Source organism: Mycobacterium sp. 852002-40037_SCH5390672 (assembly GCF_001665875.1).
GTDB lineage: Bacteria > Actinomycetota > Actinomycetes > Mycobacteriales > Mycobacteriaceae > Mycobacterium.
The window spans coordinates 55,574-80,454 of the sequence record NZ_LZTA01000099.1; the positions used below are offsets into that span (position 1 = coordinate 55,574).

At 67.0% G+C, this 24,881-nt stretch carries 23 protein-coding genes; 11 read left to right on the forward strand and 12 right to left on the reverse strand.

Going from position 1 to position 24,881, the window contains the following annotated elements; all coding sequences use genetic code 11:
* The first annotated feature begins 30 nt into the window (after window positions 1–30).
* The gene (locus A5782_RS18620; RefSeq protein WP_067103364.1) at window positions 31–2,409 is read left to right on the forward strand and encodes a bifunctional (p)ppGpp synthetase/guanosine-3',5'-bis(diphosphate) 3'-pyrophosphohydrolase; all 2,379 of its coding nucleotides are present in this window, start codon (window positions 31–33) and stop codon (window positions 2,407–2,409) included.
* On the opposite strand, the gene A5782_RS18625 is transcribed toward A5782_RS18620, so the two are convergent.
* From A5782_RS18625 to A5782_RS18635, 3 genes are all read right to left on the reverse strand, one after another.
* Entirely contained in the window at window positions 2,406–2,774 is a 369-nt protein-coding gene (locus A5782_RS18625) for a hypothetical protein (protein WP_067103314.1), read from the reverse strand. The two genes, A5782_RS18620 and A5782_RS18625, sit on opposite strands and share 4 nt — an antisense overlap.
* Window positions 2,775–2,828: 54 nt before the next feature.
* Window positions 2,829–4,604 (reverse strand): protein kinase, encoded by a 1,776-nt coding sequence (locus A5782_RS18630; protein ID WP_067103316.1) that lies wholly within the window; start codon window positions 4,602–4,604, stop codon window positions 2,829–2,831.
* 74 nt (window positions 4,605–4,678) lie between these two features.
* Window positions 4,679–5,572, reverse strand: coding sequence for a peptidylprolyl isomerase (locus tag A5782_RS18635; RefSeq protein WP_067103318.1), 894 nt, complete (start codon window positions 5,570–5,572; stop codon window positions 4,679–4,681).
* Between the two features lie 118 nt (window positions 5,573–5,690).
* Between A5782_RS18635 and A5782_RS18640 the strand changes: the two genes are divergently transcribed.
* From A5782_RS18640 to A5782_RS18650, 3 genes are all read left to right on the forward strand, one after another.
* On the forward strand, window positions 5,691–6,356 hold the full coding sequence (locus tag A5782_RS18640) for an MBL fold metallo-hydrolase (protein ID WP_067103366.1): 666 nt from the start codon (window positions 5,691–5,693) through the stop codon (window positions 6,354–6,356).
* A gap of 3 nt (window positions 6,357–6,359) precedes the next feature.
* Entirely contained in the window at window positions 6,360–7,631 is a 1,272-nt protein-coding gene (hisS, locus tag A5782_RS18645; RefSeq protein ID WP_067103321.1) for a histidine--tRNA ligase, read from the forward strand.
* Between the two features lie 74 nt (window positions 7,632–7,705).
* Window positions 7,706–9,217, forward strand: coding sequence for an HNH endonuclease signature motif containing protein (locus A5782_RS18650; RefSeq protein WP_067103323.1), 1,512 nt, complete (start codon window positions 7,706–7,708; stop codon window positions 9,215–9,217).
* Window positions 9,218–9,246: 29 nt separating this feature from the next.
* Here A5782_RS18650 and A5782_RS18655 read toward each other — a convergent pair whose 3' ends face one another.
* The 3 genes from A5782_RS18655 to helR form a co-directional block, all read right to left on the reverse strand.
* Window positions 9,247–9,471: a deoxyribodipyrimidine photolyase gene (locus A5782_RS18655; RefSeq protein WP_067103325.1), complete on the reverse strand. Its 225-nt coding sequence runs from the start codon at window positions 9,469–9,471 to the stop codon at window positions 9,247–9,249.
* A gap of 111 nt (window positions 9,472–9,582) precedes the next feature.
* Window positions 9,583–10,083, reverse strand: a complete 501-nt coding sequence (locus A5782_RS18660) for a polyketide cyclase (protein ID WP_067103328.1) — start codon at window positions 10,081–10,083, stop codon at window positions 9,583–9,585.
* 61 nt (window positions 10,084–10,144) lie between these two features.
* Window positions 10,145–12,388 carry an RNA polymerase recycling motor ATPase HelR gene (gene helR / locus A5782_RS18665; RefSeq protein WP_197694273.1) on the reverse strand — a complete coding sequence of 748 codons (2,244 nt, stop codon included), beginning with the start codon at window positions 12,386–12,388 and terminating at the stop codon, window positions 10,145–10,147.
* Between the two features lie 160 nt (window positions 12,389–12,548).
* Here helR and A5782_RS18670 point away from each other — a divergent pair, with 160 nt between their 5' ends.
* The gene (locus tag A5782_RS18670; RefSeq protein ID WP_067103330.1) at window positions 12,549–13,577 is read left to right on the forward strand and encodes an Rv2578c family radical SAM protein; all 1,029 of its coding nucleotides are present in this window, start codon (window positions 12,549–12,551) and stop codon (window positions 13,575–13,577) included.
* Window position 13,578: 1 nt separating this feature from the next.
* Here A5782_RS18670 and A5782_RS18675 read toward each other — a convergent pair whose 3' ends face one another.
* The gene (locus A5782_RS18675) at window positions 13,579–15,180 is read right to left on the reverse strand and encodes a metallophosphoesterase family protein (RefSeq protein WP_067103332.1); all 1,602 of its coding nucleotides are present in this window, start codon (window positions 15,178–15,180) and stop codon (window positions 13,579–13,581) included.
* An 88-nt stretch (window positions 15,181–15,268) separates the two neighbouring features.
* Here A5782_RS18675 and A5782_RS18680 point away from each other — a divergent pair, with 88 nt between their 5' ends.
* Complete coding sequence (locus A5782_RS18680) at window positions 15,269–15,709, forward strand: hypothetical protein (RefSeq protein ID WP_067103335.1); 441 nt, start codon at window positions 15,269–15,271, stop codon at window positions 15,707–15,709.
* A 47-nt stretch (window positions 15,710–15,756) separates the two neighbouring features.
* On the opposite strand, the gene A5782_RS18685 is transcribed toward A5782_RS18680, so the two are convergent.
* On the reverse strand, window positions 15,757–17,397 hold the full coding sequence (locus A5782_RS18685; RefSeq protein ID WP_082942999.1) for an MFS transporter: 1,641 nt from the start codon (window positions 17,395–17,397) through the stop codon (window positions 15,757–15,759).
* 65 nt (window positions 17,398–17,462) lie between these two features.
* Window positions 17,463–18,014: a helix-turn-helix domain-containing protein gene (locus A5782_RS18690; RefSeq protein ID WP_067103340.1), complete on the reverse strand. Its 552-nt coding sequence runs from the start codon at window positions 18,012–18,014 to the stop codon at window positions 17,463–17,465.
* A gap of 76 nt (window positions 18,015–18,090) precedes the next feature.
* Here A5782_RS18690 and A5782_RS18695 point away from each other — a divergent pair, with 76 nt between their 5' ends.
* Complete coding sequence (locus tag A5782_RS18695; protein ID WP_067103342.1) at window positions 18,091–18,876, forward strand: aldolase; 786 nt, start codon at window positions 18,091–18,093, stop codon at window positions 18,874–18,876.
* Window positions 18,877–18,913: 37 nt separating this feature from the next.
* Entirely contained in the window at window positions 18,914–19,795 is an 882-nt protein-coding gene (locus A5782_RS18700; RefSeq protein ID WP_067103344.1) for a dihydrodipicolinate synthase family protein, read from the forward strand.
* Window positions 19,796–19,801: 6 nt separating this feature from the next.
* On the opposite strand, the gene A5782_RS18705 is transcribed toward A5782_RS18700, so the two are convergent.
* The 3 genes from A5782_RS18705 to A5782_RS18715 are packed head-to-tail and all read right to left on the reverse strand — an operon-like array spanning window position 19,802 to window position 22,096.
* On the reverse strand, window positions 19,802–20,680 hold the full coding sequence (locus tag A5782_RS18705) for a neutral zinc metallopeptidase (RefSeq protein WP_067103346.1): 879 nt from the start codon (window positions 20,678–20,680) through the stop codon (window positions 19,802–19,804).
* Between the two features lie 9 nt (window positions 20,681–20,689).
* Window positions 20,690–21,187 (reverse strand): SRPBCC family protein, encoded by a 498-nt coding sequence (locus A5782_RS18710; protein WP_067103348.1) that lies wholly within the window; start codon window positions 21,185–21,187, stop codon window positions 20,690–20,692.
* Between the two features lie 9 nt (window positions 21,188–21,196).
* Window positions 21,197–22,096 (reverse strand): oxidoreductase, encoded by a 900-nt coding sequence (locus tag A5782_RS18715; RefSeq protein WP_197694276.1) that lies wholly within the window; start codon window positions 22,094–22,096, stop codon window positions 21,197–21,199.
* A 62-nt stretch (window positions 22,097–22,158) separates the two neighbouring features.
* On the opposite strand from A5782_RS18715, the gene aspS reads away from it, so the two are divergent.
* From aspS to A5782_RS18730, 3 genes are all read left to right on the forward strand, one after another.
* Entirely contained in the window at window positions 22,159–23,934 is a 1,776-nt protein-coding gene (gene aspS, locus A5782_RS18720; protein ID WP_067103352.1) for an aspartate--tRNA ligase, read from the forward strand.
* On the forward strand, window positions 23,931–24,374 hold the full coding sequence (locus A5782_RS18725; RefSeq protein ID WP_067103354.1) for a nitroreductase family deazaflavin-dependent oxidoreductase: 444 nt from the start codon (window positions 23,931–23,933) through the stop codon (window positions 24,372–24,374). Before aspS ends, A5782_RS18725 begins: the two co-directional genes overlap by 4 nt.
* Before the next feature lie 3 nt (window positions 24,375–24,377).
* Window positions 24,378–24,881: aromatic acid exporter family protein (locus A5782_RS18730; RefSeq protein ID WP_197694274.1), on the forward strand; the 504-nt coding region annotated here is incomplete at its 3' end.

Genomic DNA, 24,881 nt, shown 5'->3' on the forward strand with positions numbered 1-24,881 from the left:
GAGATATCCTCGGATTCGGAGGTGACCAACGTGGCGGAGGAAAACAGCGCGGCGCAAGCGCTCGACGCGCCGACTAAAGTCACGGAGTCGCCGGCCATCACCCAGCCGATGGAGGCTCCGGAGCCACCGACCGAATCCCTGAAAACATCCAGCAGCGCGTCGCGGCGGGTCCGGGCCAGGCTGGCCCGCCGGATGACCGCGCAGCGCAGTACCCTCAACCCGGTCCTCGAACCGCTGGTCGCGGTGCACCGGGAGATCTACCCGAAGGCGAACGTGACGCTGCTGCAGCGCGCCTTCGAGGTCGCCGACCAGCGCCACGCCACCCAGTTGCGCCATTCGGGTGACCCCTACATCACCCACCCGCTGGCCGTCGCCACCATCCTGGCCGAATTGGGCATGGACACCACGACTTTGGTGGCCGCCCTGTTGCACGACACCGTCGAGGACACCGGGTACACCCTGGACGCCCTGTCCGAGGAATTCGGCGACGAGGTGGGCCATCTGGTCGATGGTGTGACGAAACTGGACCGGGTGGTGCTGGGCAGCGCCGCCGAAGGCGAGACCATCCGCAAGATGATCACCGCGATGGCGCGTGATCCCCGCGTGCTGGTGATCAAGGTCGCCGACCGGCTGCACAACATGCGCACCATGCGGTTCCTGCCGCCGGAGAAGCAGGCGCGCAAAGCCCGCGAGACGCTGGAAGTCATTGCGCCCCTTGCGCATCGGCTGGGTATGGCCAGCGTCAAGTGGGAACTGGAAGACCTGTCGTTCGCGATCTTGCATCCCAAGAAATACGAGGAGATCGTTCGGCTGGTCGCCGGGCGTGCGCCGTCGCGCGACACCTACCTGGCCAAGGTCCGCGCCGAGATCGTCAATACCCTGAACGCGTCGAAGATCAAGGCGACGGTGGAGGGCCGCCCCAAGCACTACTGGTCGATCTACCAGAAGATGATCGTCAAGGGCCGCGACTTCGACGACATCCACGACCTGGTCGGCATCCGCATCCTGTGTGACGAGATCCGGGACTGCTATGCCGCTGTCGGCGTGGTGCATTCACTGTGGCAGCCGATGGCCGGACGGTTCAAGGACTACATCGCCCAGCCGAGATACGGCGTCTACCAGTCGTTGCACACCACCGTGGTGGGGCCGGAAGGCAAGCCGCTGGAAGTGCAGATCCGCACCCGCGACATGCACCGCACCGCCGAATACGGCATCGCCGCGCACTGGCGCTACAAGGAAGCCAAGGGGCGCAACGGTGTTCCGCATCCGCATGCCGCCGCCGAGATCGACGACATGGCCTGGATGCGCCAGCTGCTCGACTGGCAACGGGAGGCCGCGGACCCGGGCGAATTCCTCGAGTCCTTGCGCTACGACCTTGCGGTACAAGAGATCTTCGTGTTCACCCCCAAGGGTGACGTGATCACCCTGCCCAACGGTTCCACGCCGGTGGACTTCGCTTACGCGGTGCACACCGAGGTCGGCCACCGGTGCATCGGCGCCCGGGTCAACGGCCGGCTGGTGGCGCTGGAACGCAAGCTGGAAAACGGGGAAGTCGTCGAGGTTTTCACCTCCAAGGCGGCCAACGCCGGGCCGTCGCGGGACTGGCAGCAATTCGTGGTCTCACCACGCGCCAAGGCCAAGATCCGGCAGTGGTTCGCCAAGGAGCGCCGCGAGGAGGCACTCGAATCCGGCAAGGATGCCATGGCCCGCGAGGTGCGCCGCGGCGGACTTCCGTTGCAGCGCTTGGTCAATGGCGAGACGCTGGGCGCGGTGGCCCGCGAGCTGCACTACACCGACGTGTCGGCGCTCTACACCGCGATCGGTGAGGGGCACGTATCGGCCCGGCACGTCGTGCAGCGGCTGCTGGCCGAGCTCGGCGGCATCGACCAGGCCGAAGAGGACCTCGCCGAACGCTCCACGCCGACAACCATGTTGCGCCGCCCACGCAGCAGCGACGACGTCGGCGTCTCGGTTCCCGGCGCCCCGGGCGTGCTGACCAAGCTGGCGAAATGCTGCACACCGGTGCCCGGAGACCAGATCATGGGATTCGTCACCCGCGGCGGTGGCGTGAGCGTGCACCGCACCGACTGCACCAACGCCGCCTCGCTGCAGCAGCAGTCCGAGCGCATCATCGAAGTGCATTGGGCGCCGTCACCGTCGTCGGTGTTTCTGGTGGCCATTCAGGTCGAGGCGCTCGACCGGCACCGGCTGCTGTCGGACGTCACGCGCGTCTTGGCCGACGAGAAGGTCAACATCCTGTCCGCGTCCGTCACCACCTCCGGTGACCGAGTCGCCATCAGCCGCTTCACTTTCGAGATGGGTGACCCCAAGCATCTCGGCCATCTACTCAACGTCGTGCGCAACGTCGAAGGCGTGTACGACGTCTACCGCGTGACGTCGGCGGCCTAACGGCGGTTGGGCGAGCGCCGCCGCGGCGAGGGCATCCTGGCGACTTTGGTGTCGGACTCGTGTTGATCCTCCAGAACGATGACACCCTCGGCGTCACTGCCCACCGGTTTGGCAGCGCCCTCGAGCACCTCTCCGACAACACGAACCGCCTTCGGCAGCGCGGTGTTGGTCAAGACTTTGTAGAGGGGCACCGCCGCGATGAACAGCGCCAGCGGCGATTCGATCAGTCCCAATCCGGTGGCCACCGCCAGGCCACCGAAATACCCGATTGACCGGGGCACGTCCACCTCGACGGTGCCCACCTGTACTTCCAGAACATTCTCCGGTGCTCCGAACCGGATCTCCATCGCGCTGTTGGCCGCCATGACACCCCTCCTGCTTGGTGTTGAACGACAGGGGGGTACCCGGTGTGGCTCCTTCTAGCTGAGGCGCACCGAGGTGATCTTCACCGGGTTGGTCGGCGCACCGCTTTGACGGTTGCCGGCGATGCCGGCCCGGGCGATCTTGTCCAGCGTCGCCAGCCCCGCCTGGTCGATGGTGCCCAACACCGTGCTCTGGGGTTCCATCTCGGAATCCCGGAAGATCAGGGCGAATTGGCTGCCGTTGGTGTTGGGTCCCTCGGTTGCCATGACGATGGTGCCGCGCGGATACACCACGGTCGCCCGCAGTGCGGGGTCGTCGGGCTTGTATTGATTCGAGGGATATTCGTCGGCGAATTCGTAACCGGGACCACCCGACCCGTCCACATCGGGGCCGCCACACAACAGGGATCCGCCATCTTGGGAGCTGATCAGCCGGGCGCACTGGGTGTTGTCGAAGAATTGCTGCCTGACCAGGCTGATGAAACTGTTCACCGTGCACGGTGACTCGGAGTTGGCGAGCTGGATGGCGATGTCACCGAAGTTGGTGGAGATGACGGCACCGATCTGCGGGGGATCGGTGGACACCCGGCCCGACGGGGGTGGGTTCACCGGGCGCGTGGCCGGATCCGGCACCGAGCGATATTGGCAGTTGGCCCCCACATCGGGCGGCGGTGCGAACGCCGGCAATGGCGGCACCGTCGCCGCCGCCGGGCCGCTGGAACCGGGGTTTGATCCGGTCCTGCCGGGCACCCGGGCCCTGGTCTGAGCCGAGGATGCCGCGCTGTCAGCGGAGCCGTGACTCTGGCTCACCAAGGCGATGACCAAGGCCGCCACCGCGGCCAGCGCCAGGGCCGATGCGCCGACGATGCCCACCAGCAAACGCCTCGAATGCGTTGGGCGGCCTTGGTGCAGCCGCGGATCGGGTTGGTTGTCCGGCGGGGGAGCGGCGGGTCCCGGCGGGTAGGCACCGGTCGGCTCCGACGGCGCGGCCCCGATCGGCCCGGTCGCCGGATTCGGCAGCGCGGCCCTGGCGGCCTCGGCGAGCTCCATCGCCGTCTGATACCGCTGTTCGGGTTCCTTGACCATGCCGCGGGCAACGATGGCGTCGAAGGCCGGAGGCACCCCGGGGGCGATCGCGGACGGTCGCGGCGGCGGAGCGTTCAGGTGCGCGTTGAGCTGTTCTTCGAGGCTGTCCCCCGCGAAGGGGCGCTGCCCGGTCAGGCACTCATGCAAGACGCAGGCCAACGAGTAGACGTCAGCACGGTGATCCGTTTTGCCTTTGAAGCGCTCGGGCGCCATGTACGCGACGGTGCCCATCGTGGCACCGGTCTGCGTGAGCGCAGTGTCGGCCTCCGCGCGGGCAAGGCCGAAGTCGATCAAATAGACGAAATTGCGTGCGGTGGTGACCAAGATGTTCATCGGTTTGATGTCACGATGGATCAACCCCGCCTGTTGTGCGCTATCCAGCGCCGCCGCAACCTGTTCGATCACCGCGACCGTCTGCTCCGGGCTGAGCCGGCCGCCGTTTTCGGTGATGTAGTGCGACAGGTCGCGGCCCTCGATCAGCCGCATGTCGACGTAGAGCCGGCCGTCGATCTCGCCATAACCGTGGATCGGCACCACGTGCGGGTCGGTGAGCCCGGCCGCGATGCGGGCCTCCCGGCGGAAACGGTGCTGGAAGTCCTGATCCTCCGCCAGATGCGGCGGGAGCACTTTGAGAGCCACCACCCGGTCCGTGGTTGCGTCGTAGGCCCGGTATACGCGTCCCATGCCGCCGCGTCCCAACAACTCCAGTATTCGGTAATGACCGAATGAGTCCGGATCCAGATTCACCCAACGACCATAAGCCGTCGACGGTGCACGTCGGGCGAATCCCGCCAATCAGAGGCAGTTTCGCGCCGTGCGGCCTAGTCGAGCAGCAGCGAGGTGATGGTCACCTCGCTCGCCGGCGCCCCGTCTTCACCGCCGCCCGCGACCCCGGCCTTGGCGATCTTGTCCAGGGTGGCCAGCCCGTCGGGCTGGATGGTGCCGAACACGGTGTATTGCGGCGGTAGCTGGGAGTCCTTGTACACCAGGAAGAATTGGCTGCCGTTGGTGCCGGGCCCCGCGTTGGCCATGGCCAGCGTGCCGCGCGGATAGAGCACGGGCTCCTGCGCCTTGGGATCATTCGGCGGATACTGGTCGGTCGGGTATTCGTTGGCGAATTGATAGCCCGGACCGCCGGTGCCGTCGCCCTTGGGGTCGCCGCACTGCAGGACGCCCAGGCCCTGCGAGGTGGTCAGCCGGTGGCATTTGGTGTTGTCGAAGTATTTCTGGCCGATCAGGCTCGCGAAACTGTTGACCGTGCACGGTGATTCGTTGTTCGCCAGCATCAGACCGATGTGACCTTGGTTGGTCACCATGCTGGCGCTCACCTGGGCCGGATCGGTCGGAACCTTGCCGGTCCGTGGCGGCTTGACCTGCTTGGCCGCCGGCTCGGAGGAGGCCGGGTACTGACAGTTGGCGCCCACGTCGGCCGACGGCTTGAACGGCGGCAGCGGCGCAACCTGACTCGGCTGCCCGGGAGTCGTCGTCTCCGGTGAGCTGCTGGCGCTGGTGGTTGTCGACGCCGCGGTGTTGCTCTTGTGGTCGTGCTTGGTGTTGACGATCGTGATCACCACCGCCACGGCCACGGCCACGGCGACGATCGAGGCGGCCGCGATCAGCGCGATCCGGCGCGTCTTGGCTTGCTTCGCGCGCCGCTCCAGCTGCCGTTCGAGCTTGCGTTTGGCGTTGGCACGTCGCTGTTCGTTGGTCGGCACGGCCGCTATGCCTCCATGTTTGGTGAGTTGGAGCCTCTCTAAACCGGTGAGGTGCCAGCTCAGGCTAATGTGGGCGCCGCGACTCGTGTCAAGTGGGGCCCGTGGGAAACTGGGAACCGTGTTGATCACCGGATTTCCCGCCGGCATGTTGCAGTGCAACTGCTATGTGCTGGCGCAGGGGCCAGGAACGGATGCCGTCATCGTGGATCCCGGGCAGCGGGTGATGGGCCCGTTGCGAAACATCCTGGACAAGAACCGGCTGACGCCGGCCGCGGTGTTGCTGACCCACGGGCACATCGACCACATGTGGTCGGCGCAGAAGGTGTCCGACACCTACGGTTGTCCGACCTACATCCATCCCGAGGACAGGTTCATGCTCACAGACCCGATCTATGGCCTGGGCCCACGCCTGGCGCAGATGGTGGCGGGTGCCTTCTGGCGGGAGCCCAGGCAGGTCGTCGAGCTGGACCGCGACGGCGACAAGCTCGACCTGGGCAGCGTGACCGTCAACGTCGACCACACGCCCGGACACACCCGCGGGTCGGTGATCTTCCGGGTGTCGTCCGACGAGGACGCCGAAGACTACGTTTTTACCGGTGACACGCTCTTCGAGCGTGCGGTGGGGCGCACCGACCTGTTCGGCGGCAGTGGCCGCGACTTGCTGACCTCGATCGTCGACAAACTTCTGGTGCTCGACGACAAGACCGTGGTGCTGCCCGGGCACGGCAACTCCACCACGATCGGCGCCGAGCGGCGCCTCAACCCGTTCCTCGAGGGCCTGTAGCCCGTGCCGGAATTCTCAGCCTTCTCCGCGCCCAAAGGGGTACCGGACTACGTCCCGCCCGACTCGGCGCAGTTCGTCGCGGTGCGCGACGGCTTGCTCGGTGCGGCCCGCCGGGCCGGCTACGGCGACATCGAGCTGCCCATCTTCGAAGACACCGGCCTGTTCGCCCGCGGCGTCGGTGAATCCACCGACGTGGTGTCCAAGGAGATGTACACGTTCGCCGACCGCGGCAACCGCTCGGTCACGCTGCGGCCCGAGGGAACCGCCGGCGTGGTGCGCGCGGTGATCGAACACAACCTGGACCGCGGGGCGCTGCCGGTCAAACTCTGCTACGCGGGGCCGTTCTTCCGCTACGAACGCCCGCAGGCCGGCCGCTACCGCCAGCTGCAGCAGGTCGGCGTGGAGGCGATCGGCGTCGACGACCCGGCGCTGGATGCCGAGGTGATCACCATCGCCGACGCGGGCTTCCGGTCACTCGGGCTCGACGGATTCCGCCTGGAGATCACCTCGCTGGGCGATGACAGCTGCCGTCCGCAGTACCGGGAACTGTTGCAGGACTTCCTCTTCGCGCTCGACCTGGACGAGGAAACGCGACGGCGGGCGCAGATCAATCCGCTGCGGGTGCTCGATGACAAGCGGCCCGAGGTGCGCGCCATGACCGCCGACGCACCGGTGCTGCTCGATCACCTGTCCGACGCGGCCAAGCAGCACTTCGACACCGTGCTGGCGCACCTGGATGCGATGGCAGTGCCCTACGTCATCAACCCGCGCATGGTCCGCGGGCTGGACTACTACACCAAGACCACGTTCGAGTTCGTGCACGACGGCCTGGGCGCGCAGTCCGGCATCGGTGGTGGCGGCCGCTACGACGGCCTGATGCACCAGCTCGGCGGACAAGACCTGTCCGGCATCGGGTTTGGGCTCGGTGTGGACCGTACGCTGTTGGCGCTGCGTGCAGAGGGCAAGAGCGTGGGGGAGACCGCGCGCTGCGAGGTGTTCGGCGTGCCGCTGAGCGAGCAGGCCAAGTTGCGCCTGGCGGTGCTGGCCGCGCAGTTGCGCGGCGGCGGTGTGCGCGTCGACCTGGCCTACGGTGACCGCGGACTCAAGGGCGCGATGCGCGCGGCCGATCGCTCCGGTGCCCGGATCGCGCTGGTCCTCGGCGACCGGGATATCGAGTCCGGCACCGTCGGGGTGAAGGATCTCGGGTCCGGCGAGCAGGTCTCCGTTGCGTTGGATTCCGTTGTCGCCGAAGTGCTTTCACGACTTCGTCGGTAGGCGTTACGGGGATGCCCGGCGCTCCCCGAGTGGCGCGCCGGCCCTTGTCGGACTCCGGTGGCATACTCGAACCTATGTTCGATAAGCAAGTGTCGTCGCCGGAGGTGACTGCTCGGTTTGACGAGCTTGTCGAGCGCCATTACCCATCGGTGACGGCGATATCCGTGGGTCTGCTGGACCGGATCGGTGCGGCCGCGCGGGCGGAGAATCGCGCCGCCGCCGCGCAGTTGGTGGCCATTGGTGAGTTGTTTGTCTACCGGCTCTCGCGGTGTTCGGAGACCGAGGAGTGGGCCGTTGACACCCAGGCGGCGGTAGCCGCGGAGGTGGCCGCCGAGTTGCGGATCGGTCAGGGGCTGGCCGCCAGCCGCGTGCGCTATGCCCGGGCTATGCGCGAGCGGCTGCCGAAAGTAGGCGCGGTCTTCGCGGCCGGCGACATCGACTACCGAATGTTTCAAACGATCGCGTTCCACACCGATTTGATCACCGACCCCGATGTGTTGGGCGCCGTGGACGCCGAGCTGGCCGCCAACGTCACCAGGTGGCCGTCACTGAGCCAGGGCCGGCTGGCCGCGCAGGTGGATAAGGTGGTGGCTCGCGCCGACGCGGACGCGGTACGACGCCGCAAGGAGCGCATAGCCGATCGCGAGATTTGGATCGCCGATACGGGCGACGGCATGTCGCATATTGAAGGCAGTCTGATGAGTCCGGACGCGCATGCGTTGGATAAAAGGTTGGATGCGTTGGCGGCCACGGTGTGTGAACATGATCCGCGCACCCGCGAGCAGCGCCGCGCTGATGCATTGGGGGCGTTGGCGGCCGATGCCGATCGATTGGGGTGTCGGTGCGGGCGATCGGATTGCGCGGCCGGCAAACGACCCGCGTCGAGCCCGGTGGTGATTCATGTGATCGCCGAGCAGGCCGTGCTGGATGGCCGCGGTTCGACGCCAGCCGCTCAGATAGGTGCCATGGGCATGATCCCGCCGGAGTTGCTCGCCGAGTTGGCCGCTTCGGCCATGCTGGCGCCGCTGGTCCATCCCGCGGATGCCCCGCCGGAGCCCGGTTACCTGCCATCCAAGGCACTGGCCGATTTCGTGCGTTGCCGGGATCTGACCTGTCGCTGGCCCGGGTGCGACCGCCCGGCCACCGACTGCGACCTCGACCACACGATCCCGTACGCCGACGGTGGCCCCACGCACGCGTCGAATCTCAAGTCTTATTGCCGCACACATCATTTGGTCAAAACGTTTTGGGGCTGGCGCGATACCCAATTGCGCGACGGGACCCTGATCTTGACGTCCCCGTCGGGACACACCTACGTCACCACCCCGGGCAGCGCGCTGCTGTTCCCGAGCTTGTGCGTGCCCACTGGCGCGAGCCCTGTACCCGCGGTCACCAACGCCGAGCCGTGCGGTGACCGGACGGCAATGATGCCCAAACGCCGCCGCACCCGCGCGCAAAACCGCACCGCTCGCATCGCCGCCGAACGCCACCACAATCGAATGGCGCGCCACGTCGAAAAGCCTTCGTATACCTGGGGTTCCGACTTGGCCCATGGCGTCGGCGATCAAGAGCCGCCGCCCTTCTAGAAGCGCTGGCGTGGGACAGCGCAGCACTGTTATTTCTTGCTGGGAATGACGATGACGACGATCAACGTCAGGATCGAGAAGAACAGCCCAAGAATTCCCCAGCCCAGCGGATTGCGGCCCTTCATCATGGCGATGATCCCGCAGATTATTGCAGCGATAACGCTGCCGATAGCGACGAAAATTCCCTTGATGCCACGGAGGATAAAGCCGGCCGCGACCGGGTCCGAACTCGCCAGAATTACCTGGTGCAACATGACAGGTCCTTTCGTGAGGGGCCTTGAGGTAATACCCGCACAAATCTGGCGTAAAACCACGCTTAATCCACGCGCCCACCCGAAAGCCGATGAGCAACACGGCGTGTGACGTCACCGGTTTCGGTTATCACCGCCCGGATAACCGCGGCGGACGGTGCGATCGAGAATTCCCAGAGTCGCGCGCAATGCACCCTCGGACAAAATTGGGAAAATCCCGGCTTCCCGCCACTTCGGGTCGATGTTCGACCAGTCGTAGAACGAGGTGACGATGGTGGCCGAGGCGTCCTCGGCGGGCGTGAGCGCATAGCCGTAGACATGACCGATCGGCGGCCGGATTTGGCCGAGAACGGTCCACGAAATCAGGCGATCCTGTTCGAACTCCTTGATATCCACCGTGACGTCGTATCGGCCCAATTCCGGGAAATCGTTCAACGATTCGCGGTCCATGTGAACGACGAAGCGATCACCGACGCCGCGTACCGGATCGCCTTCGGCGTCTTGCAGCATCCCCGAAGAGTCGATCGCGACGTGGCCCTGTGGGTCGCACAGCACGGCGAAGATGGCCGGCGCCGGTGCGGCGATGGTGCGAGAAGTCTCGATGCGCTCGCTCATAAGTCCTCGCAGCCAGCGTAGCTGCGACACGGCCGTCGTAGCCGAGAACCAACAGCTTCCCTCACCCCGAGTGGCTGCTTACGGGCGGAGACGAAACGGACCCATGATCCCCGGTCTGGGCCGATGTCCCGGATTCGGTCAAGCCGCGTAGCGCCTGCGGCAACGGTTCCCGGTGCAGCACACCGAGACGTTGGGTGGCGCGGGTGAGGGCGACATAGAGTTCGGCCGCGCCGCGGGGCCCGTCGCCGAGGATTTGTTGCGGCTCCACCACCAGGACGGCGTCGAACTCCAGGCCTTTGGTCTCAGACGCCGCCACCGCGCCGGGCACGCCCGGTGGTCCGATCACGACGCTGGTGCCTTCGCGGCCGGCTTCGTCGCGGACGAATTCATCTATAGCAGAAGGTAATTCGTCCTCCGTGACCCGCCTGGACCATGGCTGGACGCCACTCGCGCGCACCGACTCCGGCGGCCGGACTCCGGGTGCGAACTCGGCGAGCAACGCGGCGGCGATGCTCATGATCTCCGCCGGGGTGCGGTAGTTCACGGTCAACGACCGGTAGGCCCAGCGACCGGGCACGTGCGGCTCCAGCATCGCGCCCCACGATGTCGCTCCAGCCTGGGACCGGCGTTGGGCGAGATCGCCGACGATCGTGAAGGATCGGCCGGGGCAGCGCCGCATCAGCACCCGCCAGTCCATCTCGGAAAGTTCCTGGGCCTCGTCGACGACGATGTGCCGGTAGGTCCAATCCCGGTCCGCGGCAGCGCGTTCGGCGAGTTCGCGGGTATCGCGTTCTTGAAAACGTTCGGCAAGGTCCTCCCCGTACAGCAGGTCTTGGGCGAGCAGGTGGTCCTCGTCGTCCATCAGGTCCTCGCGGCTGATCATGTTGTCCAGCACACCGGCGGCGAACTCGGACTCGGCCTTGCGTTCCTGCTCGGCGGCCCGGTCGGCCGACTTGTCGCGGCCCAGTAGGTCGACCAACTCATCGAGCAGCGGCACATCCGACACCGTCCAGGCTTCGCCGTCGTCGCGTAACAGCGCCTGGTCGGCGCCGGCGGCGCGCAACCGTTCGGGGGACGTATACAGCGATGCCAGCAGGGATTCCGGCGTCAGCGTGGGCCAGAGCCCGTCGAGCGCCGCGGCGAACGCCTCGTTCTCGTCGAGCTCGTGGATGAGATCCGCCCGCAGCCGCTCCCATACGACCTTGTCCTCCCTGGTCAGCCAGCCTCGACCGATCCGGGCGATCCCGCGTTCGGTCAGCGCCCACGTGATGACGTCGATGAACACCGAGCGAGCGTCGTTGTGCGGTTGCCCGCTCTTGCGGGCCTCGTCTCTGGCCCACTCGGCGATATCGGCATCGATCCGCAAGGTGACGTCGGCCAGTTCGATCGTCAGCGGATGCTCCGGCACCCGTTGCCGGTCGGCGACCGCCGCCGCAAGCACGTCCAGGATCTTCAGCGATCCCTTGAGCTGCGCGGCTTCTGGAGTGTCGTCGGCAGTGACGTGCCGGCCCGGCATGAGACCCCCGACGGTACTGAATACCACGTCGATCTCGCCCAGCGACGGCAGCACGCGGCCGATGTGGTTCAGGAACGTTGGGTTGGGTCCGACCACGAGAACGCCGTGGCGTTCCATCTGCTCCCGCTGCGTGTAGAGCAGATACGCGACGCGGTGCAGCGCCACCACGGTCTTCCCGGTGCCGGGGCCGCCCTCGATCACCAGCACCCCGTTGTGATCGAGCCGGATGATCTCGTCCTGTTCGGCCTGGATGGTCGCCACGATGTCGCGCATCCCGGCACCGCGAGGCGCATTGATCGCCGCGAGCAATGCCGAATCTTCTGAGCCGCCTGGCTCGTTGCCGTCAACCGGGCGCCCCAGTACTTCGTCGGTGAAATCGACCACCTGGCGCCCGCGGGTGTGGAACTGGCGGCGCCGACGCATGTTCTCGGGGGTCGCGGCGGTGGCGACGTAGAACGCGCGCGCCGCCGGCGCCCGCCAGTCGAGCAACACCGGTTCGTAGTCGTTCTTCTCGTCCAGAAAGCCGATCCGGCCGATGTACGAGCGTTCTCCCGAAACGCTGTCCAACCGCCCGAAACACAAACCGTTGTCCACCACGTCCAGTCGCTTGACCTGTTTGGCCAGCGCACGCACCTGGACGTCGCGTTCCATGGATGTCTCGCCGTCGCCGAGCAACGCTTGCCTGTATTCGCCCCTGATCCGCGCACGATCGGCGTCGAGCCGCGCGTAGAGGCCGGCCACATAGTCCTGCTCGGACTGCAGTTCGTCTTCGTACTCTCGAGTCGCCAAGCACTCTCCCCAGTTCTGGTCCCGGTCAGCGATTTTGCGGCATCACCTCGGTCTCGCCGCAAGCCCCCGGCTCCGCTCGATCTTTCCTTGGTCTGGCCGGGCTGAACACCAACGGTGCGCGACATTGACATTGTATCGAACTATTGTTCGAATAGTTGGTATGCGCTGGGCAAACCAGGCCGTCGCGGTCAATGGGACACCGGTCGACGACGGGGCGCTGCCGGGGCTGCAACGCATCGGCTTCCTGCGTAGCGTGCGCTCGCCGCAGTTCGAGGGGATCACCTTCCACGAGGTGCTGTGCAAGTCCGCGCTCAACAAGGTGCCGAACGCGGCGGCGCTGCCGTTCCGCTACACCGTCAACGCCTACCGCGGCTGCTCGCACGCCTGCCGGTACTGTTTCGCCCGGCCCACCCATGAATACCTGGAGTTGGACTGCGGCAACGACTTTGACACCCAGGTCGTCGTCAAGACCAACGTCGTTCAGGTACTGCGCCGCGAGCTGCGACGGCCGTCCTGGCAGCGCGAGACCGTCGCCCTGGGCACCAACACCGATCCATACCAGCGGGCCGAGGGGCGCTACGCGCTGATGCCGGGCATCATCGGCGCCCTGACGGAATCGGGCACCCCGTTGTCGATCCTGACCAAGGGCACGCTGCTGCGCCGCGACCTGCCGCTGATCACGGAAGCCGCCGGGCAGGTTCCGATTTCGGTGGCGGTGTCGCTGGCCGTCGGCGATCCCGAGCTGCACAAGGACGTCGAGCCCGGCACGCCCACGCCGCAGGCCCGGTTGGGTCTGATCAGCGCGGTCCGTGCCGCCGGGCTGGATTGTCATGTGATGGTCGCGCCGGTGCTGCCGCATCTCACCGATTCCGTCGAGCAGCTCGATGGGCTCCTCGGCCAGATCGCGGCGGCCGGCGCCAGCAGTGTCACGGTGTTCGGCCTGCATCTGCGCAGCTCGACGCGGGGATGGTTCATGTCGTGGCTGGCGCGCTCGCATCCCGAGCTGGTCGGCCGCTATCGCGAGCTGTACCGGCGGGGTGCCTACCTGCCGCAGGGCTACCGCGACATGTTGCGGGCGCGGGCCGCCCCGCTGATCGCCAAGCACCGGCTGGCCGGTGACCACCGGCCGTTCTTCCAAGCGGTCTCGGCCGCGCCGGCGCCCGAACCCGTTCAGACGATGTTGTTTTGAGCTAGCCGGCATTATCGCCGCGCGGCTTGGTGAGCGTGAATTCGTCGATGACGGCGACCTCGCCGTACGGGCCGCGTAGGGCGTAGTGCGTCGCCTTGATCGAGGTATCACCACCGGGCCGGCCAGGGTCGACGTCGAAAGCCGCGAAACCGTAAGGGTTGTCGCGGTCGCGAAACGCCGACCACGGCGCGTCTTCGAGGACGTAGATGGGAGCCTTGCGGCCCAAGCCGGGATCGAATGCGCCCACACCGGTCACCACCCGGCACCGCGGCTCGGGGAAAAACATCGCGTTGCTCGGTGCCGAGGTGCCGCCGCCACCGATGACGAGGTGCACTGTTCCCCGCGTGGCGTCGATGAGATCGTTTCGGGTGTCGACGGGTATCGGTGTGCGGGTGTCGGTCCCCAGCGCGCCGCGCAACGGATGCGAGCGCTCGTAGTGGTGTTCGTGACCGCACACCACCAGATCGACATCGTACTGGTCGAACAACGGCAGCCATTCCGCGCGGATGCCCAGGTCGGCGCCGTTGGTCCTGTCGGCGGTGGAGATGGCCGTCTGGTGCATGCACACCACGATCCAGTCGATATCCGGATCGCGCCGGGCCGCGGCGAGTTCGTTTGCAAGCCAACGCTTTTGCTCACCGCCGGAGTAGCCGTGCACGTAGAAGTTGCCGCCGTCCTGGAAGGCGACGTCGTCGTTGCTCAGGCTGATCACCCGCACCGAGCCGGCGGTGAACGAGTACCACATGCCGCGGGTTTCGGGACTCGATCCGGAATCGGGCACCGCGAAGTAGGCCTGGTAGGCGCCGTAACCGATTGGCCCGTTACCTAATTCGTTCTCGTGGTTGCCGGCCGCGGGCATCCAGGGCCGGTATCGCGCCGAGCGGGTGTTGTTCTCGAACCAGTTCGACCAGGTGCGCACCCGGTCGTGGGCCAGGTTGGCGTAGCACAGATCGCCATTGATCAGGTTGAACAGCGGGCCCATCCGTTCGATCGCCATGGTGGTGTCGGCGGCGGCCGGCGAGCCGATGTTGTCGGTGGCGTATCTGCCGTCGGGCATCGTGGCCAGCGCCGGGGTGGACTGGTCACCGAAGCTGGTGAACAGCAGGCGTTTTCGTCCTATCGGTGCCGTGCGCACGGTGCCCTGCTCCGGCTGCGCGCCGTCGTGCACCGCGGCGTACACGTAGTCGGTGTCCGGGGTGAGGTTGGTGAGCCGGGCGTGGTTGACGCGAACTTCGGTGTTGGACTTCGCGTCCCGGTAGGTGCGTGTTTCGGCGGCCACGGTGCGGCCGAAACCGGATGCCGGCGTCCCGAGCATGACCCGGGGATTGCGGACCGCGTCGGTGGTGTGCCAGGACACCACCACCTCGGTGCCGGCGTTCTTCCCGAATTGCAGGTGCAGCCCACCGACCGGCGCTGCGCCGTGGCGATCGGGCTGCAGCCAGGCCATCGGGGCCCGCGAACGTGAGCACAGCAGTGTGGCCCCACCCCCGATGCCCACGCCCAGAGCGGCCGAGACCGCGCCGGTGGCCAGCAACCGGCGGCGGGTCACCGGTGCTTCGGTGATATCGGCCTGGTTGGGGGCCGGATCCAGCTCATCGCTCATGCTTGTTTCATACCGGAGCCGGACAACCGCGGGCCCAGCTGCCGGTGAACACCGAACCGCTGCTAACGAATCCGGTAGCGTTTTCGATATGACGAACGTGCACAGGACAGCGAGCGCGGTCTCAGCGGTACTGCTGGTAACGGCCGTAGGGGTGATGCTCACACCCGCGACCAGCTATGCGGATCCGGCCGGTCACCAGGTGACCTACACGGTGACGAGCCCCAACAATCTGACCGCCACGGTCAACTACGTGAATACCGATCCGCCCAGCCAGGCCGCCTACAACGCGGACCCGTCGAAGTTCATGACCAACGTGCAGGCCCCGCTCAGCGCCGGCCAACCGGTCGTCTACACGGCCACGCTGGCAAACCCGACCCAGTGGGCGAGCATCAGCGCCAGCGGCATGCTGCATTGGCCGGATTCGGGCAATGGTCCGGCCTCATTCCATTGCGAGATCGCCGTGGACGGCCAGGTGGTCGTCCAGCGGGACGCGACCACCACCGTCACCTGCGCGGCCCGGCCCGGGTAATCAGCCGGCGAGGGGCCGGCGCAGCATGCCGTCGCCGAACAACTGGGTCATCGATGCACTCGCAACGCGAGGTAGTACTCGTGCTGGCGGGCATTGTCGACGGTGTACCTCAACGCCGTCGCGAAGCCATCGTGGTCGGACTCCAGCCAGCGCTCGGTGCGCTGGTGCTGAAACTCGGTCCACGACGGCACGGTGAACCTCTCGAGCACCGCGTCGGGGTCTCCGATGCCGTAGTACAGCCGCCAGCTGTGTCCACCGGTGCGCAGCCGCGATCGCCGCACCGCGCTCATCGCCTCGACGAACTGTTGTCGTTTGTCCGCCGACACTCGATAGCGGACGACAACCAGGACCGGTCCGTCGTTAGGGCAGGGTTCAAAGACCATCATCGGCGACGGCCACGCCCGGGAGATGTCCCGGCTGAGTTTTCCGGTGGATGGCCGCAACGGCACAACGGCGACGCTGAGCGCGGCGGCGCCCAGCATTGCGGCCGACACAATCAGCGCGAGATCGAGCCCCGCCCGCGTGGCGATGGCGCCCCAGAGGTACGAGCCGAACGCCTGGGATCCCGTGAAAACCAGCAGATACACGGACAGTCCGCGGGCCCGAACCCATTGCGGCAGACTGAGTTGTGCCGATGCGTTCAACGTCGTCAAGGTGATCAGCCAGGTCATCCCGGACAACACCAGAAACGGTGCCGCCGCGGCGAAGGGCAGCCAGACCACCGCAAGCGGCGCAAGGGCGCACGCGGCGGCCGATATCGCCAGCAGCGCGTTGGGTGACGCCTTCTGGCGCAGCGGCGCCGGCACCGCGACGGCGAGCACCGCGCCGAAACCTATGGCTCCCAGCGCCACGCCGTAGCCGCCGGCTCCCAGGTGCCACCTGTCGGCGGCGGCGACCGGCAACAACGCCAAAAGCGCCGAGGCGGGAAACACGAAAATGGCCGTGCGCAAGAGAATTCTGCGAAATATCGGACCGTTGGCGACGTACCGGAAGCCGCTGACGATGGCCTGGCTGAAATGTTCTCGTTCGACCGGTGGCTCTTGTCTGGGTCGTCGCCACGCCAGCAGCGCGATGATGATTCCGGTGAAGGATATTGCGTTGATGGCGAAGACCGCTCCCGGGCCGGTCACCGCCAGCACCACGCCGCCGATCGCAGGCCCAACCACGCGGGCGACGTTCACCGAGACGCTGGCCAAGGTTGCGGCGGCCGGTATCTCGTCGCGGGTGACGACCTCCGGTTGAATGGCCTGCCACGCCGGCGCGGTCAGGGCGGAGGCGAAGCCGACGGCCAAGGTGAACAGCAACAGGGAGGTCGGGGTAAGGGTGCCGAGAAACGTCAGCGCCGCCAGGGCCAGCGTCACCAACACCGCGTAGGACTGCAGGAATATCAGCAGCCGCCGCCGGTCGAACAGGTCGGCGAGCGCCCCGGCGAACAATCCCAACAAAAGCGTCGGCCCCAGGCTCGCGGTCTGGACCAGTGCCACGATGACGGCACTACTGTGGTCTTCGATCAGGAACCATTGCGCGGCCACGCTTTGCATCCAGGTCCCGACGTTCGAGACGAACTGCGCGACGAACAACGCGCGAAACACCCGATTGCGCATAGGCGCCCATGCCGACGCTTGTCCGTTTTCGGGATGCTCTGAAGCCGTCGGGGACGCCGGCAGACGCAGTTTCGGATCCGGCATACGGACAACGCCTTTCGCGTTCTGCGGTGAGGAAGAGGTGAGCGGGTTGGGTGGGGGATAGAAGTCTAAGACACGAACATGTCGGGGGTGCCGCGGCCGCCGGGCTCGACGTGCGCGACGACGACCACCTCGGCGCGTTCGGCGCCGACCGCCCGGATCTTATGGCTGACCGATGCGTCGAAATAGGCGCTGTCGCCGGGGCCGAGTGAGAACGTCTGGTCCCCGTAGTCGAGTTCGATGGTTCCGGCGTGCACGAAGATGAATTCCTGGCCGGCATGCTCGGGATGGGGATCGTCGGCCAGCTGCTCGGTCGGGCGAACCACGAACGGCGACATCGACTTTCCCAGCAGCGACGAGGCCAGCACCTGGTAGCGCTCACCCTCGGCGTTGCCGGTGGCACGCTCGACGGTGATCTTCTCCTGCGCCGCCTCCTCCGAGAACAGCCGCCCGACATCGACGTCGAGGGCCTTGGCGACCCTGAGGGCCACCGCGATTGACGGTGTGCTGCACCGACGTTCGATCTTGGACAGGTAGCTCTTGGTCAGTCCAGTCTGCTGGGCCAGCGCCTCCAGGGTGAGGCCGCGTTGCTTGCGGACCGCGCGCAGCAGTGCGGTCACGGGTCACCCCTCTCATGACACAAGGTTTCCTATAGTGATACTATTGTGTCACACGTTCGCCCCGAGGGAGCCGGTTATGGCCAGCACGTTCACCGATTCGAAATCCGATTTGATGCGCCGGGCTGCCGAGCAGCTGACGGCGAACGTCGCCGATTCGCAGTTGACCACGCGTCAGAAGCTGGCTTTGACCTGCCGGGCGCTCTTCGACGCCGGGCATGACTCCGGGCTGGCCGGACAGATCACCGCCCGCGCCGAGACGCAGGGCACCTACTACACCCAGCGCCTCGGCCTGGGGTTCGACGAGATCACCGACGACAACCTGCTCCTGGTCGACGAGGACCTCAACGTCCTGGACGGGGACGGAATCGCGAACCCCGCCAACCGTTTTCACAGCTGGATCTATCGCGCCCGGCCCGACGTCCAGTGCATCGTGCACACCCACGCCTTTCACGTGGCGGCACTGTCGATGCTGGAAGTCCCGCTGATCGTCTCCCACATGGACACCACACCGCTGTACGACGACTGCGCGTTTCTGCCCAACTGGCCGGGCGTGCCGGTCGGCAACGAAGAAGGGGAGATCATCACCGCAGCCCTTGGCGACAAGAAGGCCGTCCTGCTGGCGCATCACGGTCACGTCATCGCCGGTGCCAGCGTCGAGGAGGCGTGCTCGTTGTCGATCCTCATCGAGCGCGCCGCCAAACTGCAGCTGACCGCCATGGCCGCCGGCGCCGTCAAAGAACTCCCCGAAGAACTGGCACGCGAGGCCCACGACTGGACGCTGTCACCGCAACGCAGCCGCGCCAACTTCGCCTACTACGCCCGCCGGGCCCTGGCCCGGCATCCCGACGTGTTGACCCGCTGAACCCGTTAGCCGCCAACCTAATTCCGAGGAGCCCGCTGTGGCGCAAACGCCCGAGCCCAAGATCCACGGCATCATCGCCTACCCGGTAACCCCGTTTTCCGGCGAGGGAATCGACACCGAACGCCTGGCCGCGCTGGTCGAGCGGCTGGTGTCCGCCGACGTTCATGCGATCGCGCCGCTGGGCAGCACCGGCGAACTGGCGTACCTCGAGGAACCCGAATTCGACACGGTCGTCGACACGACCATCGCCACCGTCGCCGGCCGCGTCCCGGTGATCGTCGGGGTGTCAGATGTGACCACCGCCAAGACCATTCGGCGCGCCACCTACGCGCAGCAGGCCGGGGCCGACGCGGTGATGATCCTGCCGGTCTCCTACTGGAAACTCGCCGAGCGGGAGATCTTCCAGCATTACCAGAGCATCAGCGACGCCATCTCCATCCCGATCATGGCCTACAACAACCCGGCCACCAGCGGTGTCGACATGCCGCCCGAGCTGCTGGTCCGGATGTTCGAAGGCATCGACAACGTCACCATGGTCAAGGAATCCACCGGTGACCTGACGCGCATGCAGCGCATCGCCGAACTGTCCGGCAACCGGCTGCCCTTCTACAACGGCAGCAACCCGCTGGTGCTCGACGCCTTGACGGCCGGAGCCTCCGGATGGTGCACGGCCGCACCGAATCTGCGGCCACAGCCCTGCATCGACCTGTACGAGGCGGTGCGCGCACAAGACCTCGACACCGCGCAGAAGCTCTACGACGATCTCAGGCCGCTACTCACCTTCATCGTCGCGGGCGGACTGGCCACCACCGTGAAGGCCGGCCTGGAGCTGCTCGATTTCCCGGTCGGAGACCCGCGCGCGCCGCTGCTTCCGCTCGACGAGCAGGGCCGCGCCGAGCTGCGGGGCCTGCTGGCCTAGCTCGGGCTAACCCAAGTCGGGCGCCGAGAAGGTGTCACACTTCTTCGGGTCACCGGTCTGGTACCCGATGGTGAACCACTTCTGGCGCTGTTCCGACGAGCCGTGCGTCCAGGACTCGGGACTGACCCGCCCGGTGGATTCCTTCTGGATGCGGTCATCTCCGACCGAGGCCGCGGCCGAGAGGGCGTCGGAAATGTCCTTGTCGCTCAACGGTTCCAGGTACGGGACGCCGGTGCTCTCCTGCTTGACCGTGGAGGCGTAGTGCGCCCAGATGCCGGCGTAGCAGTCGGCCTGCAACTCGGTGCGCACGCCGTTGCCGCCGGCGCCCTGCGCACCCTGCTGCGAGCGCCCGAGCAGACCCTGCAGCTGCTGCACATGGTGGCCGTATTCGTGGGCGACCACATACTCCTGGGCGAACGGCCCACCGCTGGAACCGAATCGATCGACCAGCTCTTGGAAGAAGTCGGTGTCGAAGTACGCCGTCTGGTCGACCGGGCAGTAGAACGGCCCGACCGCGGTGGTGGCCGCCCCGCAGCCGGTGCTCACCCGGCCGGTGAACAGCCGGACGTGGGGGCGGGTGTAACCCGGCAGCAGCTGATGCCACACCGCGTCCACCGAGTTGCCGGTGGCGACCACGCGGCATTGCACGTACTTGTTGGCGTCGGCGCCGGTCTTGCACTGGCTCAGGTCGAAGCCGGGCGCCGAGTAGCCGCCGGTGTTGGTCTGCTGCTGGTTCATGACCCGGCCGGGGTCGACGCCCAGAAACAGCGCCCCGATCAGAATGAGCAGCCCGAGGCCGCCACCCCCGACGGCCATTCCCATTCCGCCCCCACCGGACGAGGACGCGGTGCTGGTATCGATCTGCATGCCCTCGTTGAAGGTCATGACGCGCTCCTAACGTTGCCGGGTCGCAAGGGAGTCGGTGTAGCTGCGCAGGTTTCGCAGGTAGCGGCGCAGGGCCAGGTTCAGCAGCGGCCCCACCACGACCATCGCCAGCTTCGCCGGTCCGGTCGGTTTCTGGGCCATGGTCCACGTCAGCCGGCAGCCGCCCGGGATGACCTCGACCCGGTAATCCTCGGCGAAGGCCGCCACGGATCGAGTCGAGCATTCATTGAAGCGAAAAGCCATGTGCGTGAACGGTTCCCAGGCAAGGAATTCCTCGTTGCCGACGATGCCGCCGCGCATCTCGACGATGCGGGTGGTCCCGACACCGCGCGGCTCGGGACTGGTCCAGGTCACCTTCGTGATCACCTTCGCCCAACGCGGCCAGGACTGGGCATCGGAAAGCACCTCGAACAGCTGCTCGGGGGTGATGGCGAGGTCGACGCTGTTGCTGAACCGGAAGGGTGCGGTGTCGGTGAAGCCCGTATCGACGCGCTCGCAGGGGAACATGAAATTAATCTAGCCGGGGCCATCGCTGGCCGCGGCCAGTAAGGGCACTATGACGTCGCTGATCGGCGTGGCCAGGCCGTGGACCCGGCCTTTGCGAAGGATCACGCCGTTGCGGATGTCCCATTCCATCGGCCGCTGCTGTTCGGCGTCGGTCAGGATGGACGTGCTCATGTCCTCGGCAACGTTGCGAAACATGTCGACCAACTCGTCGACCACGCCGTCGGCCAGCCGGGCACCCTCGGCCCGCGCGACGGCAAGGCACTCGGCGACATAGCGCCGCGACAGCGCGGCGACATCGTCCCGGCGGAACATCCCGGACCGCCGCCGCGACAGCGCCATGAACCCGGCCAGTGCGTTGGTGAGCAGCTTGCGCCAGACCGCGGTGATGATGTCGGGGTCGCAGTCCACCCGGCATCCCGCGTCGCGCAGCAGTTCGGCAACGGCCTGTCCGGAGGGCCCGCTGGGCAGGACCAGCGCCGCCTCGCTGCGCAATCGCACCCACCCCTCGGGCTGGGTCTGGGCCGAGTACCACACGATCCCGGGGATGACGGGGGACAGCGGGCAGTGCGGCTGCACCTGCTCGACCTGCTCGACGCCGTTTTGCAGCACCACGACGATGGTGTGGACGTCGCACAGCCGGGCCAGCCAGCCGGCGGCCGCCTCGTTCTGGGTGGCCTTGACGGCCAGCAACACCACGTCCGCCGGCGCGGTCACCTCGGCGGGATCGGTGTGCACGGGACCGGGGACGACGATCGGGTCGGCGCCGTCGGGCCGCAGTTCGATGGTGTCGCGCGGGGTGCGTCCGCATACCACGACCGAATGGCCCGCCCGGTACAGCAGCGCGGCGGCCGTCGTGCCGACGGCGCCGGGACCGACCAGGGCGATGTTGGTAGCAGCGTCTGTGGCGATGCCACCGAAATTACCTCCTTTAGACTGGGCACTCGTTCTGGCCAGGTGAAGAGGAGTGTTTTGTGCTGCGCAGTCATGCCGCGGGTTCGCTGAGGAGTCGCGACGCCGGGCAGCAGGTGACGCTGGCGGGCTGGGTGGCCCGCCGCCGCGACCACGGCGGCGTCATCTTCATCGACCTGCGCGACGCCTCCGGGATCGCCCAGGTGGTGTTTCGCGCTGAGGACGTGCTGGCCCAGGCGCACCGGCTGCGCGCCGAGTTCTGTGTCGCGGTCACCGGTGTGGTCGAGATCCGCCCGGAAGGCAACGCCAACCCCGAGATCGCCACCGGCGAGATCGAGATCAACGCCACCTCGCTGACGGTGCTGGGGGAGAGCGCGCCGCTGCCGTTCCAGCTCGACGAGCCCGCAGGCGAGGAGCTGCGGCTGAAATATCGCTACCTGGACCTGCGCCGCGACGGCCCGGCCGAAGCAATCCGCTTGCGCTCCAAGGTGAATGCCGCCGCGCGTTCGGTGCTCGCGCAGCATGACTTCGTCGAAATCGAAACCCCGACGATTACCCGCTCGACCCCGGAGGGGGCGCGCGACTTCCTGGTGCCCGCCCGCCTGCACCCCGGCTCGTTCTACGCCCTGCCGCAGAGCCCGCAGCTGTTCAAGCAGCTGTTGATGGTGGCCGGCATGGAGCGCTACTACCAGATCGCCCGCTGCTACCGCGACGAGGATTTCCGCGCCGATCGCCAACCGGAGTTCACCCAGCTCGACATGGAGATGAGCTTCGTCGACGCCGAGGACATCATCGCCATTTCCGAGGAGATCCTGTCCTCGTTGTGGGCGTTGATCGGCTACCGGATTCCGACGCCGATCCCGCGGATCAGCTATGCCGACGCGATGCGACGATTCGGTTCCGACAAGCCCGACATGCGCTTCTCGCTCGAGCTCGTCGACTGTACAGAGTTCTTCAAAGACACCACATTTCGCGTCTTCCAGGCACCGTACGTCGGCGCGGTGGTGATGCCCGGCGGGGCGTCGCAGCCGCGGCGCACGCTGGACGGCTGGCAGGAGTGGGCCAAGCAGCGCGGTCACCGCGGACTGGCCTACGTGCTGATCGCCGACGACGGCACGCTGGGCGGTCCGGTCGCCAAGAACCTTTCCGACGCCGAACGCGACGGGTTGGCCGCGCAGGTCGGGGCCAAGCCGGGGGATTGCGTCTTCTTCTCGGCGGGCCCGGCCAAGCCGTCGCGGGCACTGCTGGGAGCGGCCCGCGGTGAGATCGCCCACCGGCTGGGCATGATCGATCCCGACGCCTGGGCGTTCGTCTGGGTGGTGGACCCGCCGCTGTTCGAGCCCGCCGGCGACGCGACCGCCGCCGGTGACGTCGCGGTCGGATCGGGGGCGTGGACCGCCGTGCATCACGCGTTCACCTCACCCAAGTCCGGCCACGAGAGCGCCATCGAGACCGATACCGGCAACGTGCTCGCCGACGCCTACGACATCGTCTGCAACGGCAACGAGATCGGTGGTGGCTCGATTCGTATCCACCGCCGCGACATCCAGGAGCGGGTCTTCGCGGTGATGGGCCTGGACCACGCCGAGGCCGAAGAAAAATTCGGATTCCTGTTGGAGGCGTTCACCTTTGGCGCGCCACCACACGGCGGGATCGCGTTCGGCTGGGACCGGATCAACGCGCTGCTGTCCGGGGTCGACTCCATCCGTGAGGTGATCGCCTTCCCGAAGACCGGCGGCGGCGTCGACCCGCTCACCGAAGCGCCGGCGCCGATCACGGCCCAGCAGCGCAAGGAGTCCGGAATAGACGCCAAACCCGACAAGGTTGACCGGGCATGACCGAAACACCTGACGCAGAGACCGTCAACGATTTCAACGAGAAGATCATCGCGGAGTTCCGCGCCAACGACGGCAAGGTCGGCGGCCAGTTCGCCGACGCCAACCTGCTGCTGCTCCACACGACCGGCGCCAAGTCGGGCCAACCCCGGGTGTCGCCGCTGGCCTATTTCGACATCGACGGCAAGCTCGTCATCATCGGCTCCTTCGCCGGCGCGCCCAAGGACCCGGCCTGGGTGCACAACCTGCGGGCCAACCCCCGGGGACGCGTCGAGATCGGCGCCGCGCCGGGAGTGCGTGCGTTCGACGTGACCGCGCACGAGCTGCCCGCAGACGAGCGCGCCGCGCTCTTCGGCAAAGTCACCGCCGTCGCGCCCGGCTTCGCCGAATACCAGGCCAAGACCACCCGGGTGATTCCGCTGTTCGAGTTAATCCGGACGTAGCCGGTGGGCACTTCGCGGCAGGCGGCGCCCCCGCTGGTTCTCGCCGTCGCGCGTGCGGGCAGCAAACGGCTGCGGACGGTGTGGTTCAACCTGGTGCAGACCGCGGTGGCCGCGGGCCTGTCCTGGTACCTGGCCCACGATGTGCTGGAACACCCGCAGCCATTCTTCGCGCCGATCGCCGCCGCGGTGTCGTTGTCGACCAGCAACGTGCTCCGTGCGCAGCGCGCCGTCCAGATGATGATCGGGGTGACGCTGGGCATCGGGGTGGGCTCGCTGGTGCAGGGCCTGTTCGGGCCCGGGGACATGCCCATCGCGGTCGCCGCCCTGGTGGCGCTGGGCGCCGCGGTGTTCATCGGGGGCGGCTTCATCGGGCACGGGATGATGTTCGCCAACCAGACGGTGGTGTCGGCGATCCTGGTGCTGGCCCTCTACCGCGGCGGCGTCGGCTTGGAACGCATCTTCGACGCGCTGATCGGCGGGGCGGTGGCCATCGTCTTCGCCGTCTTG